The organism is Streptomyces sp. NPDC030799 (assembly GCF_055572255.1).
Genome location: NZ_JBVIDS010000010.1, coordinates 95,047 through 108,118 on the forward strand (window position 1 = coordinate 95,047; position 13,072 = coordinate 108,118).

The 13,072-nt window shown below is 72.0% G+C and carries 9 protein-coding genes; 2 read left to right on the forward strand and 7 right to left on the reverse strand.

Annotated elements, in window-relative coordinates:
• Nucleotides 1–111: 111 nt before the first annotated feature.
• The 5 genes from ACZ41I_RS24700 to ACZ41I_RS24720 form a co-directional block, all read right to left on the reverse strand.
• Nucleotides 112–1,797 (reverse strand): hypothetical protein, encoded by a 1,686-nt coding sequence (locus ACZ41I_RS24700; RefSeq protein ID WP_399770922.1) that lies wholly within the window; start codon nucleotides 1,795–1,797, stop codon nucleotides 112–114.
• Nucleotides 1,794–2,462 carry a GTP cyclohydrolase II gene (locus tag ACZ41I_RS24705; RefSeq protein ID WP_468322529.1) on the reverse strand — a complete coding sequence of 223 codons (669 nt, stop codon included), beginning with the start codon at nucleotides 2,460–2,462 and terminating at the stop codon, nucleotides 1,794–1,796. The genes ACZ41I_RS24700 and ACZ41I_RS24705 overlap by 4 nt, the downstream gene beginning before the upstream one ends.
• Nucleotides 2,463–2,733: 271 nt before the next feature.
• On the reverse strand, nucleotides 2,734–4,179 hold the full coding sequence (locus tag ACZ41I_RS24710) for an aldehyde dehydrogenase family protein (RefSeq protein ID WP_363218123.1): 1,446 nt from the start codon (nucleotides 4,177–4,179) through the stop codon (nucleotides 2,734–2,736).
• Nucleotides 4,180–4,369: 190 nt separating this feature from the next.
• A complete protein-coding gene (locus tag ACZ41I_RS24715) occupies nucleotides 4,370–6,061 on the reverse strand; it encodes a PucR family transcriptional regulator (protein WP_399770916.1) in 1,692 nt (563 codons plus the stop codon).
• 119 nt (nucleotides 6,062–6,180) lie between these two features.
• Nucleotides 6,181–8,304, reverse strand: a complete 2,124-nt coding sequence (locus tag ACZ41I_RS24720) for an ATP-binding protein (RefSeq protein WP_468515080.1) — start codon at nucleotides 8,302–8,304, stop codon at nucleotides 6,181–6,183.
• 302 nt (nucleotides 8,305–8,606) lie between these two features.
• On the opposite strand from ACZ41I_RS24720, the gene gabT reads away from it, so the two are divergent.
• Nucleotides 8,607–9,941, forward strand: coding sequence for a 4-aminobutyrate--2-oxoglutarate transaminase (gene gabT, locus ACZ41I_RS24725; RefSeq protein WP_363218120.1), 1,335 nt, complete (start codon nucleotides 8,607–8,609; stop codon nucleotides 9,939–9,941).
• Between the two features lie 377 nt (nucleotides 9,942–10,318).
• Nucleotides 10,319–11,053, forward strand: coding sequence for a phosphatase PAP2 family protein (locus tag ACZ41I_RS24730; protein ID WP_468322520.1), 735 nt, complete (start codon nucleotides 10,319–10,321; stop codon nucleotides 11,051–11,053).
• Here ACZ41I_RS24730 and ACZ41I_RS24735 read toward each other — a convergent pair.
• Complete coding sequence (locus tag ACZ41I_RS24735) at nucleotides 10,999–11,508, reverse strand: hypothetical protein (protein ID WP_468322518.1); 510 nt, start codon at nucleotides 11,506–11,508, stop codon at nucleotides 10,999–11,001. The genes ACZ41I_RS24730 and ACZ41I_RS24735 overlap by 55 nt on opposite strands.
• 132 nt (nucleotides 11,509–11,640) lie before the next feature.
• A complete protein-coding gene (locus tag ACZ41I_RS24740; RefSeq protein WP_363218117.1) occupies nucleotides 11,641–13,071 on the reverse strand; it encodes an NAD(P)/FAD-dependent oxidoreductase in 1,431 nt (476 codons plus the stop codon).
• Nucleotide 13,072: the final 1 nt, after the last annotated feature.

Here is a 13,072-nt window from a genome sequence, read left to right on the forward strand (position 1 = left end):
GAGCAGGAGGGGGCCGCACGCACGGACGGTGCCGCGCGGACGCGCTGCCGCGGCACCGCTCGTGTCGGGCGCCGGGCGCCGCGTCGGGTGGGGCCCCGCTCCCGCTGCCGTTCAGCCGGCGACCGTGTAGACCTGCCCGTCGTAGGAACCGGCGACGAAGAGCTTGCGTGCCGCGTCGTAGGCGAGGGAGGAGATGCCGGAGGTGGTGGGCCGCTCGGTCACGGACCAGCGGTCGTCGGTCCGGTCGTAGACCGCGATACGGCCGTCGTAGCTGCCGGTGGCGATCAGGCGGCCGTCGGTGTCGGCGGCGACGCACTTGACGGAGTGCGTGTGCGGCGTCGACAGGACCTGCACGGTGCGGTCGGGGCGCCAGATGCGCAGCTTCAGATCGCGGCTGACGCTGGCGAACCAGCCGTCGCCGAGGCCCGTGCACCCGTTGGCGATCTTGTCGTGGGCGTCCTCAACGGTGGCGACCTTCTCCAGCGTGGAGATGCGGTACCAGGTCGCGGAGGCGTCGGCGGCGACGGAGAACAGCAGGTCGCCGGAGACCGCGACGTCCTTGACGGCGTTGACGTTCAGCGCCAGGTCCGTGATGTGCTCGACGGTGTCGCCGGTCAGCTTCAGCAGCAGCCCCTCGCCGGTGTAGGCGCCGACCACGGCGTAGCTCAGGCCGTCTCGTTCGAAGGCGACGCCGCAGTTGAGCGGCGAGCGGTGCTGGTGGAGCTCGCGGCCGGTGAGCGCGTCGAAGACCTTGCCGAGCTGGCCGCCGGAGAGCACCAGACCACCCAGCGGGGTGAGGAAGTTGCACAGACTGCCGGTCTCGGCCACCGGCTCGCCGCCGCGCCGCACCACGCCCGCGTCGCCGACGGTGAGCGTCGAACCGCCGCGCTCCGGCAGCACCGCGTTGACGCCGCCGGTGACCGGTACGACGGCCGTGTCCCAGGTGCGCGCCTGGTAGTCGTAGCCGCGGTAGGTGGCGCCGAAGGTGGCGAACACCAGGCGGGTGCCGCCCGCGAAGGCACAGGAGCGGGGCCAGACGTCGTCGGGCAGAGCGGTGGTGTCCCGGGCCTCGGGCGCGCCGGAGGAGACGTCCCACAGCCGCATCGTGCGGTCGTAGGAGAGGCTGACCAGCAGGTTGCGGGCGTCGTCGAGGACGAGGCGCTTGATGCCCGCGTCGTGCGCGGGGACCGTGGTGCGTCCGGCGGGGTCGACCACGATGATCTGGCCCTCGTCGTTGCCGGCGAAGATGGTGCCGGAGGAGGAGATGGCGACGGTGTCGGTCTCCACGCCGTCCATGTCCAGGTCGGCGATCATGCCGCCGGTCTGCAGGGACCAGCGCTTGATGGTGCCGTCGTCGCTGGAGGAGATCAACTCGTCGGCGTCGCGGGCCCATTCGACGGAGATGACGTCGGCCGTGTGCCCCTCGAAGCGGTGCAGCAGCCGGCCGGTGAAGTCGTAGACCCGCACCCGGTGGTCCCGGGAGGCAGTGGCGATGAGTTCCTCGCGCGGGTGGAAGACGGACATCTCCACGTCGTCCTCGTGATCCCCGAGGACCGCCACCAGCCGCAGGTCGGGCACGGTCCACAGGCGGGCGGTGTAGTCGCTGGAGGAGGTCAGCAGATGTGTGCCGTCCGGCGCGAACTGGCACTGGTTGGCCAGGTGGTCGTGGAACGAGCGGGCCACCGCGCGACCGGTCCGCTGGTCCCAGCAGATGACCTGGTTGTCGTAGCCGGCCGTGGCCACGTACTCGTCCCCCCAGGCGGCGATGCCGCTGATGGGTCCACGGTGCTGGATCATATGGACTCCCCCAGAAGCTCTATGGTGTGTCCGCCCTGTTCGGCCTTGACCCGCAGATAGTCGTGATTGCGTTCGGTCCGGTGGATGCCCGTGGGGATGACCTCTTCCACACCGATGCCGTAGCCCCGTAACTGGCCGACCTTGTCGGGGTTGTTGGTGCGCAGCCGGATGCGCGGCACGTCCAGGGCGCGCAGCATCTGCGCGGCGACGAGGTAGTCGCGCAAGTCGTCCGAGAAGTTCAGCTCACGGTTCGCGGCGAAGGTGTCCAGGCCCTGGTCGTCCTGGACCCGGTAGGCGTCCAGCTTGTTGTACAGCCCGATGCCGCGCCCTTCCTGGCGCAGGTACAGCAGGATTCCGCCGGACTCGGCGAACAGGTCGACCACCTCGGCGAGCTGCGGTCCGCAGTCGCAACGGGCGGAACCGAACACGTCACCTGTGAGGCATTCCGAATGCACACGCACCAGGGGTACGGACCGTGCGGACGGGAACACTACGGCGATGTGCTCCCGTCCGTCGGCGAGTCCGGAGAAGCTGATCATTTCGGCGGTGCGCCAGGAACCGTCGCTGAGATTCACCGGTACCTCGACCCGGGTGCGGATCGCGGCTTCGGTGGTGAGCGGGCTGGTCCCCGCTGGCGGCATCTTGCTGCCGGACGTACTCAACATGGATCGTCCCTCCGCTTGTAAGGGTGCCCTTACGTAATCACACCGTTACCGCAGCGCACAGTACGGTCCGACCGAGACACCCTCCGAAATGTTTTGCGTCCGCTACCGAAACAAGAACGATCACCGTGAACGGCCGGAAGCGCAGAGGCAGCGGCGAGGAGAGCACGCGGCAACCGCGAGAGCGGAGAAGAGGAGAAGAAGGGGAAACAGAAACGGCCGGAGCCCCCGCACAGTGGGCTCCGGCCGTTTCGTCCGACCTGTCCGTGGCAGGTCAGAGCGCGAGTCCGGTGAGAACCAGCACGCGCTCGTAGGTGTAGTCCTCCATCGCGAACCGCACGCCTTCGCGGCCCACGCCGGACTGCTTGGCGCCGCCGTACGGCATCTGGTCGGCGCGGTAGGACGGGACGTCGCCGATCACCACGCCGCCGACCTCCAGGGCGCGGTGGGCGCGGAAGGCGACCTGCAGGTCGTGGGTGAACACGCCCGCCTGGAGGCCGTACTTGGAGTCGTTGACCGCGGCGAAGGCCTCGGCCTCGCCGTCCACCTTCTGCACGGTGAGGACGGGCCCGAAGACCTCCTCGCAGGCGAGGGTGGTGTCCGCGGGCACGTCGGTGAGGACGGTCGGCGCGTAGGAGGCGCCGTCGCGGTCGCCACCGGTGAGGAGCGTGGCACCGGCCTCGACGGCCTCCTTGACCCACGCCTCGACGCGCTTGGCGGCGTCCTCGCTGACCAGCGGGCCGACGTCCGTCTTGGCGTCGCTCGGGTCACCGGTGACCTGGGCCTCCACGGCGGCGACGATGCGCGGCAGCAGACGGTCGTAGACGGAGGCGTCCGCGATGACCCGCTGCACGGAGATGCAGGACTGGCCGCCCTGGTAGTTGGAGAAGGTCGCGATGCGGGTCGCGGCCCAGTCCAGGTCGGCGTCGGAGGCGAAGTCGCCGAGCACGACCGCCGCTCCGTTGCCGCCCAGCTCCAGCGTGCAGTGCTTGCGCGGCACCGAGTCCATGATCGCGTAGCCGACCTTCTCGGAACCGGTGAAGGAGATGACCGGCAGGCGCTCGTCCTGGACGAGGGCGGGCATCTTGTCGTTGGCGACCGGGAGGATCGACCAGGAGCCGGCGGGCAGGTCGGTCTCGGCGAGCAGGTCGCCGAGGATCAGGCCGGACAGCGGGGTGGCCGGGGCCGGCTTGAGGATGATCGGGGCACCGGCGGCGATCGCCGGGGCGACCTTGTGGGCGCACAGGTTCAGCGGGAAGTTGAACGGCGCGATGCCGAGCACGACGCCCTTCGGGAAGCGGCGGGTGAGCGCCAGCCGGCCCTGGCCACCGGCGTCGGTGTCGAGGCGCTGGGCCTCGCCGCCGTTGAACCGCCGGGCCTCTTCGGCGGCGAACCGGAACACGGAGACGGCGCGGCCGACTTCGCCGCGGGCCCACTTGATCGGCTTGCCGTTCTCGGCGGAGATCAGCTGGGCGATCTCCTCGGTGCGCTCGACCAGCCGCTTGCTGACGTGGTCCAGCGCGGCGGCGCGCACGTGCGCCGGGGTGGCGGCGAACTCGTCCCGCACGGCGTACGCGGCGGCCACGGCCTCCTCGACCTGGGCATCGGTCGGCACACTGACCTTGCCGACGAGCCGGCCGTCCCACGGGGAGGTGACGTCGAAGGTGTCCTCGCCGGTGACCTGGCGGCCGGCGAGCCAGAAGGCGTGGGTGGCCCCCACATTCTTTTCCTGGGGCATGTCGTGAGTCCCGGCCCTTCCGCGTTGGGGGGTGTTCTTTCGGTCCGCTGTCCACGGTAGGGCGGGGGCGGCCGGGGGTCGTTTGTCCGAGTCGTAGCAGTCGGGGTGGGGGGTGTGCCGGAATGGCGGGGTCACTGCCGGCGCTCGGGCAGTGCGGGCGCCCCCGGGGTGGTCACTCCGTCGACGTCGCCTTCAGGGCGAGCCACAGCTCCATCCGCACGTCGGGGTCGTCCAGGGAACGGCCCAGGATCTCCTCGACCCGCCGCATCCGGTAGCGCAGGGTGTGCCGGTGGACACCGAGGTCCGCCGCGGCCGCGTCCCACTGCCCGTGCCGCGACAGCCACGCCCGCAGGGAGGCGACCAGATCGCCCCGCCCCGTCGCATCATGCTCGTGCAGCGCCCGCAGCAGCCCGTCGGCGAACGCCTTCACCGCGTCGTCGGCCAGCAGCGGCAGTACGGACCCGGCGGCCAGCTGCTCGTGTTCCACCAGCACGCGCCCCCGCCGCCGGGCCACGGACAGCGCCTGCTCGGCCTGCTTGTAGGCGGCCGCCGCGGCGATCGGCCCGGCCGGCGCGGACAGTCCGACGACCAGCTCGTCCTCGTCGGCCGCGGACTGCTCGGGCACCGCTCGCGCCGCCTCCAGCGCCGCCGCGTACCGCGTACAGGCGGCCACCGCCGCGCCGCCGTCGGCGGCCAGCACCACGAGCCGCTCACCTTCGGGCACGATCAGCACGGCCTCGCCGGAGCGTGCGGCGGCTGACTCCACGGTCTCCGTCAGCCCGCCCAGCGGGTCACCGCCGGTGCCGGCGGCGGCGAGAGCGGCGGCCGGGGACGCCTGCTGGGCGGCACCGGGCACTCGCGGGTGAGCGTGAGCATGGGCGTGTGCGTGTGCGTCCGCGTGCGCCCGTGCGGCCGAGCCGGACACCGACTCGGCGACGATCATCCGGAACGGCGCGTCGAGCAACCCGCCGTACAGGTCCCCGGCGACGGCCCGGGCGTGGTCGGGCTGCCCGGCGAGCAGCATGCGCAGCACCGCCGTACCGATGCGCTGCTCGGCCGCGTGCAGGGAGCGGGAGCGTTCGGTAACGAGAGTGAGCAGGGCGATGGCGGAGTGGACGGCGTACCGTTCGGCGGTGCCGAGGGCTGCGGCCGTACCGACGGCGAGCGCGGCGCGCGGCCGCCGCCCGGTGCCCAGGGAGTGCAGCTCGACCCGGTCCTCGTGATCGGGCCCGCCGACCACGGAGGAGGCCGGGGCCGGCCGCTCCCGCAGCCGCTCGACCTCGGCGGTCAGCCGGGCGGCCCGCCGGCCGGCCCACTCGGGCGCGGCGGCGACGACGGCGCCGGAGGCGTCGTACAGCGCCGCCCAGCCGTCGACCTGCCCGGCGAGCGCGCCGAGCAGCCCCTCGGGCCCGGCGTTGAGGGCCTGCTTCGTCAGCTCGCGCTGCGCGGCGAACCCTGCCGTGACGGCCCGGTACTGGTCGGCGGCGATGGCGGCGGACACGGCCTTGCTGATGGCGAGGAAGGGGGTGCGGCGGGGTACCTCCAGCAGGGGCAGCCCTTCCGCCCGCGCGGCCTCGACGAGCGCCTCGGGAATCTCTTCGTAGTTCACCCCGACGGCGAACCCGAGCCCGACGACACCGGCCCCCACCAGGCGCTTCACATACCGCCGCATGGCCTCCGGGTTCTCCGCGTCCAGCTTGAGCGCGGTGATCAGCAGCAGCTCGCCGCCCTCCATGTACGGCACGGGGTCGGCCAGCTCGCTGACGTGGGCCCAGCGGACGGGCACGTCGAGTCGGTCCTCGCCCGCGCGTACGGTCAGTTTGAGCGCGGAGTGGTGGACGAGCGAGGCGAGGGTCGGGGGCATGGGGCCTTCACGGTGAGGAGATCGGGTGCTCTTCCGATGATCTTTCGCTGATCTCTTGGCCGCAACGTATGAACGGCCTACGCCGATTCTGCCTCACCGTACGGTCCCCCGGTGCCCCCTCACCCCCGCAGATCCACCAACAACGGCGGCGCATGCTCCCCGCGCACACTCGTCAACGACAACACGGCATGCCCCGCAGGCACCCCATGAGCCAACTCGGAAGCCGACCAGCGCTCCCGCTCCACCTGGCGGACGGTGACGGCGCGAGCGGTGGGGGCCTTCCCGGTGATGACCCGGCGCAGCATGTGCACGGCCTTGCCGGCCGGGGTCTCGGCGATGATCTGCCGATCGGTGACGTCCCGGGCCTCGGTCCACTCCTTGCCCCATACGTCGGCGAAGTCCTGTCCGTCCCAGGGGGTGACGCCGGACAGTGCCATCCGGCAGCCGGTGGCACCGAGCAGCGGCCCGCGCAGCGGCCTGGGTACGTCGTCCAGGGTGCGCAGGGTGAGCACCGCGCCGGCACCCACGGAGCGCAGCCGCTGGATGCCGCGGACCGCCTCCGGGGTGACGACACCGGAGGCGTCGTCGAGGATCAGGCAGGCGAACAGCGACCGGTCCTCCCGTACCGTCACGGCCGCGGTGAACTGGGCGAGCACCAGTCGGGCCAGGATCCGCGAGGCGTCGGCGTGGCCGCGCTGGGGCAGGTCGATACGGACGCGGACCGGGTGGTCGAGGGCCTTCAGCGAGAACGGCCGGGTCTGCCCGGAGGTGTCGAAGAAGGCCGCGAAGGCGGGCCGGTCCAGCAGCGCGATCCGGTCGGCGAGCACCGTACCGACGTCACCCGGGTGTGCCATCTGCCGCTCACGGGCGTCGAGTTCGCGCAGCAGGCCGTCCTGCCGGGTGTCCGTGAGCGCCTTGCGCAGCGCGGCGAGCGGGCCGGGAGCGCCGTCGAGGAGTCCGCGCAGCTCGGGTACGGACGGAAACCGGCCGTGGACGGCGTGGAAGGGGCCGAGCAGCTGGGCGAGGACCGTGGTGGAGCGGCGGCTGTCGCTGCCCGGGTGCGGGTCGGCGAGATCACCGACGAGGGCCTCGGCGAGTATGGCCGCGGCCTCGTCGGGGTCGGTGGTGCCGCCGTAGAGGTCGAGGTCGTAGACGGAATCCGGCTGGCCGATGCGTACGACGACGTCGTAGGCATCGGCCGGGCCGAGCCCGGCGCCCGCCGCTCCGACGACCACGACGGAGGCTCGCCCGGCGAGAGCGTGCAGGCACAGGGACTCGGCGAGCGGCCGGACCACCGCGCCGGTCTTCCCGGAACCGGCCGGGCCGACGGCGAGCAGTGAGGTGCCGAGCAGTCCGGGGTCGAGGCCCAGGCCGGCGCCGCGGTAGTGGTAGGGGTTGCGGGGGTCGTCGGCGGCGGTGCCGAGCCGGACCTGGCCGGTGAGCAGGTCGTGGCGGGCGTGCCGGACGGGCAGGTCGCGCTCGCCGGAGGGGTGCAGGCAGGCGGCGGAGCCGTCCTTGAGCACGGCGCCGGTGAAACCGGCGAGCGTGTGCCGCCCCGACCGCACGCCCTGCCAGACCCGGCTGATCCGCGCGTGATCGACATCCCGCATCAGCCCGGCCTTCGCCTCAGCAGCAAGCCGCTCCGCGGCCTCGTGGGCACCGGCGCGGCGCAGGTGAGGCCATTCGGCGAGGTCCTGTTCGGGTGCCGGGGGGCGCTCGGCCGCCGGCGCGGCCGAACGCCAGGCGGGCGGGCCGTAACGGCGCCAGACCTCGCCCCAGCGGCCGAGCCGCCCGACGACGATCATGATCGTGAGCGCGACGACGCCGTACCAGGCGTAGCTGATGATCACTCGGTCGTAGGAGTGGGGATCCGTCCAGGAGTCAGGGATCATCACGTAGAGCGGCAGCACCCACCAGCTGCCCAGGTAGCCGTTCCACAGCAGCGACCACACGAGCCAGCCGACGAGGAAGGCGATCAGGGCGCCGCTGATCAGTTGCCGGGCCGGGATCTGCTCGGGCTCCTGCTCTGGCCTGGGCCGGTGCCCGAGGCGCCACACACCGGGCACCGCCTCGGGGCGGGGTGTCCGCAGCCACGTCAGGAAGGCCGAGCCGTCCGGTTGCGGCGGAACACCGGGCGGTACCGTCGGCATGGGTGGTACGTCGCCGGCCTCGAAAGGTGTCGCCGGGCGAGGTACCGGATGCGCATGCGTGCCGCGTGCGTCCCGTGTGCCGTCGCTGTCCATCGCCCTTGCCCCCTGACCAGCCGCTCCGTCCACCATCAGCGAGCCAATCTAATGCCACGGCAAGGGGAGTTCACCGCTTACGCGGCCGGGAGTGCCCGCCGACCGGGCGTACCCGGGCCACGCGGCTATGTCCACGGCGGACAACCGGAGCGGCCGACAACGCCCACATGGAGCATGCCCACCCCCCACTCCCGGCCCTAGCCTGCGAAGAAAGATAGGTAAGCGGCTGAAAACGCACCGCCCGGAATCGTCCGGGACCGCCCGGTACGCAGATCAACGCAAGATCAATCAGGGAGCCCCCCATGACCGCACTTCCGCAGGAGCGCCGCGTCGTCACCGCCATCCCCGGCCCGAAGTCGCAGGAGCTGCAGGCCCGCCGTACCGCCGTGGTCGCGCAGGGTGTGGGCTCCGTGCTGCCCGTCTTCACCGCGCGCGCGGGCGGCGGGATCATCGAGGACGTCGACGGCAACCGGCTCATCGACTTCGGGTCCGGTATCGCCGTGACCAGCGTCGGCGCGTCCGCCGAGGCCGTGGTGCGGCGGGCCTCCGCCCAGCTCGCGGACTTCACCCACACCTGTTTCATGGTCACCCCCTACGAGGGCTACGTGGAGGTCGCGGAGGCGCTGGCCGAGCTGACCCCGGGTGACCACGCCAAGAAGTCCGCGCTGTTCAACTCCGGCGCCGAGGCCGTCGAGAACGCCGTCAAGATCGCTCGCGCCTACACCAAGCGGCAGGCCGTCGTCGTGTTCGACCACGGATACCACGGTCGGACCAACCTGACGATGGCGCTGACGGCGAAGAACATGCCGTACAAGCACGGCTTCGGGCCGTTCGCGCCCGAGGTGTACCGGGTGCCGGTGGCGTACGGCTACCGCTGGCCGACCGGGGCGGAGAACGCCGGCCCCGAGGCCGCCAAGCAGGCCATCGACCAGATGTCCAAGCAGGTCGGCGCGGACAACATCGCCGCGATCATCATCGAGCCGGTGCTCGGTGAAGGCGGCTTCATCGAGCCGGCCAAGGGCTTCCTGCCGGAGATCGTGAAGTTCGCCAACGACAACGGCATCGTGTTCGTGGCCGATGAGATCCAGTCCGGGTTCTGCCGGACCGGTCAGTGGTTCGCCTGTGAGGACGAGGGCATCGTCCCCGACCTCATCACCACCGCCAAGGGCATCGCCGGTGGCCTTCCGCTCGCCGCCGTCACCGGGCGCGCCGAGATCATGGACGCCGCGCACGCCGGTGGCCTGGGTGGTACGTACGGCGGCAACCCCGTCGCCTGTGCGGGTGCGCTCGGTGCCATCGAGACCATGAAGGAGCTCGACCTCAACGGCAAGGCCAAGCGCATCGAGGAGATCATGAAGGGTCGCCTCACCGCCATGGCCGAGAAGTTCGACGTCATCGGTGACGTGCGTGGGCGTGGCGCGATGATCGCCATCGAGCTGGTCAAGGACCGCGCCACCAAGGAGCCGAACCCCGAGGCCACCGCCGCGCTCGCCAAGGCCTGCCACGCCGAGGGCCTGCTGGTCCTGACCTGTGGCACCTACGGCAACGTGCTGCGCTTCCTGCCCCCGCTGGTGATCGGCGAGGACCTCCTGAGCGAGGGTCTCGACATCATCGAGCAGGCCTTTTCGCGCATCTGAGCGAGAGGTCCGCACGGGTGACGGGGTCCTACGGCAGGCCGTGTGAAGAAGGTGTGCGAGGTGGATGACGGGACGCGATTCCGTCTGCCCAAGCGCCTTCGCCTGCCGTAGGTTCTACCCAGATGAGAGATACACCCCGCCCACAGGGGACTGTGGGCGATTTCAGGCCGAGGCCTCCCCAGCTTCGACCTGGTCGTGCCCTCGCGCACACAACCGGCGCCTGACGGCTCCGGGATCTCCTCACCGATCGGACGGTCGCCGCCCCAAACCCCCCGGGGCGCGCGACGTTCCGATCCGGACGGCCGCCTCGGAACGCCCCCCCTGTTCCGGGGCGGCCGACCTCCTTCTCGCCGAGCCCGTCTGTCAAGCTGAGCGTCGTGTCGACCGCAGTCCGCCGCGCCCCGCTCCTCGGCCTCCCGGCCGTCCTCTTCGCACTCATCACCTGGCAGGTGGCTGGCCACGGCCGGCTGCTGCACCTGGACGCCCGCCTCAGCCGGGCCCTCGTCCATCCGGACCGGTCCTCCGAGCTTCTCTCGGACCTCGGGAACATCCAGGTCGCCGTCCCGGCGCTGGTCCTGGCCCTCGGGTTCGCGGCCTGGCGGGGGCGTGCCGCCGGTGCGGGCCGGTGGTGGCTGCCGCCGCTCGCCGCGGCCCTCCTGATGGCGCTGGTCCCCGCGGTCGTCGTACCGCTCAAGGACTGGACCGCACGGCCGGGTACCCCGGCGATGCCGCCCGGGGCGGGGTACTTCCCCTCCGGTCACACGGCCACGGCGGCCGTCGCCTACGGCTCCGCGACCCTGCTCCTGCTCCCCTGGCTGCGCTCCGCGGCCGCCCGCCGCACCCTGGTGGCCGGCTGCGCGGCCCTCGTCCTCGGGGTGTCGTACGGCCTGGTCCGCCGCGGCTATCACTGGCCGCTGGACGTGGTGGCCAGCTGGTGCCTGTCCACCGTGCTGCTGACCGCCCTCGCCCTGTTCGCCGGCCTCGCCGGCCCGGGCAGGACGACGGCCGGATTCCGTGGGGCGCGCACGAGCCGCGGTCCGTCCACGCCGTCAGGAGGTCAAGGGTCCTGCGACCCCGGCGAACTCGGTGCCCGGACACCTCCCGTGCCCTGACCGTCCCGCTCCCCGCCCCTGACCTGCCCTGCCGCCGCCTCGTGCATCGCCAGCTCCAGCAGCGCCGGGTCGGTCAGCGTGCCCGAGCCGTCCGGCGGCACCAGCCAGCGCACGCCCTGGGCGGCCCGGCCCGGATACGGCACGACGATCCAGGTGCCGGGTCCCGCGGTGCGGATGCCGGTGCCGAGCCAGCGGGCCGCGGTGCCCGCGGGCACGAAGAACCCGACCCGGTTGTCACCGAAGTCGGCGAGCACCGGGCCGGGCTGGTCGAGGACCCGGGTGAGCACGTCCAGAGTCGGACAGCCGAGGTCACCCGGCAGGATCAGCACGTCCCAGGCCCTGCCGGCGGGCAGCAACGCGACACCGAGGGGATGGCGCTCCCATGCCCAGCGGCAGGCCTCGGGATCCGGCGCGACCGATACCAGCCACTCGACGGCCGTCTTCGCCCCAGTCATGAGAAGGCCTCCCTCTTCTCTCGCCCGACCGTCGTCGTGCGGTTGTGTCAGGAGGAGAGAGGGAGGCCTCCCGGGAGCATTACGCGGGTTTCGCGGCCCCCTTCAAGTGATCTGGATCACATGTGACGGGGCTCAGCTGTCGAAGCCCAGGCCCAGCCGGTCCATCGTCCGCAGCCACAGGTTGCGTCGGCCGCCGTGCGCGTCCGCGCGGGCCAGGGACCACTTGGTGAGCGCGATCCCGGTCCAGGCGAACGGCTCGGGCGGGAACGGCAGCGGCTTCCGGCGCACCATCTCCAGCTCCGTCCGCTCCGTGCGCTCCCCGTCCAGCAGGTCCAGCATCACGTCCGCGCCGAAGCGGGTCGCCCCCACGCCCAGGCCCGTGTAGCCCGCCGCGTAGGCGACCCTCCCCTGGTGTGCCGTGCCGAAGAACGCCGAGAAGCGCGAGCAGGTGTCGATCGCGCCGCCCCAGGCGTGGGTGAAGCGGACGCCCTCCAGCTGCGGGAAACAGGTGAAGAAGTGGCCCGCGAGCTTGGCGTACGTCTCCGGCCGGTCGTCGTACTCGGCGCGGACCCGGCCGCCGTAGTGGTGGATCGCGTCGTAGCCGCCCCAGAGGATGCGGTTGTCGGCGGACAGGCGGAAGTAGTGGAACTGGTTGGCCGAGTCGCCGAGGCCCTGTCTGTTCTTCCAGCCGATCTCGGAGAGCTGGTCGGCGGTCAGCGGCTCGGTCATCAGCGCGTAGTCGTAGACCGGGACGGTGTACGAGCGCACGCGGCGCAGCAGGCTCGGGAAGATGTTGGTGCCCAGGGCGACCCGTCGGGCGCGGACCGCGCCGTACGGGGTGCGTACGGCCATCCCGGCGCCGTACTGCTTCAGGGTCAGGGCGGGTGTGTGCTCGTAGATCCGCACCCCGAGCTTCAGGCAGGCCTTCTTCAGGCCCCAGGCGAGCTTCGCGGGGTGCAGCATGGCCACGCCCCGGCGATCCCACAGGCCGGCCTCGAAGGTGGGCGAGTTCACCTGCTCGCGTACGGCGTCGGCGTCCAGGAACTCGATGCCGTCGGCGAGGCCCTTCTCCTCCAGTTCCCGGTGCCAGTCCTTCAGTTCCCAGGCCTGGTAGGTCTCGGTGGCGACATCGATCTCGCCGGTGCGCTCGAAGTCGCAGTCGATGCCGTGCCGGGCGATCGCGGCCTCGATCTCGTCGAGGTTGCGCCGGCCCAGCTCCTCCAGTGTGTGGATCTCGTCGGGCCAGCGGGTGAGGCCGTTGGGCAGGCCGTGCGTGAGGGAGGCGGCGCAGAAGCCGCCGTTGCGGCCGGAGGCGGCCCAGCCCACCTCGCGGCCTTCCAGCAGCACCACATCGCGCTGCGGGTCGCGCTCCTTGGCGTTCAGCGCGGTCCACAGCCCGCTGTAGCCGCCGCCGACGACCAGCAGGTCGCAGGTGTCGGTGCCGGTGAGGGCGGGCTCGGCGTGGGGCTTGCCGGGGTCTTCCAGCCAGTACGGGACCGGCTGGGCTTCGGAGAGAGAGGAGATCCAGTTGTCTTTGCCACGGCTCATGGCGCTTGGGGCCATG

What these genes read in the sequence shown, in the direction of transcription:
- ACZ41I_RS24700 (WP_399770922.1), bottom strand. Translation starts at nt 1,797, where the DNA reads ATGATCCAGCACCGTGGACCCATCAGCGGCATCGCCGCCTGGGGGGAC.
- ACZ41I_RS24705 (WP_468322529.1), bottom strand. Translation starts at nt 2,462, where the DNA reads ATGTTGAGTACGTCCGGCAGCAAGATGCCGCCAGCGGGGACCAGCCCG.
- ACZ41I_RS24715 (WP_399770916.1), bottom strand. Translation starts at nt 6,061, where the DNA reads ATGCCCCCGACCCTCGCCTCGCTCGTCCACCACTCCGCGCTCAAACTG.
- ACZ41I_RS24720 (WP_468515080.1), bottom strand. Translation starts at nt 8,304, where the DNA reads ATGGACAGCGACGGCACACGGGACGCACGCGGCACGCATGCGCATCCG.
- gabT (WP_363218120.1), top strand. Translation starts at nt 8,607, where the DNA reads ATGACCGCACTTCCGCAGGAGCGCCGCGTCGTCACCGCCATCCCCGGC.
- ACZ41I_RS24735 (WP_468322518.1), bottom strand. Translation starts at nt 11,508, where the DNA reads ATGACTGGGGCGAAGACGGCCGTCGAGTGGCTGGTATCGGTCGCGCCG.
- ACZ41I_RS24740 (WP_363218117.1), bottom strand. Translation starts at nt 13,071, where the DNA reads ATGGCCCCAAGCGCCATGAGCCGTGGCAAAGACAACTGGATCTCCTCT.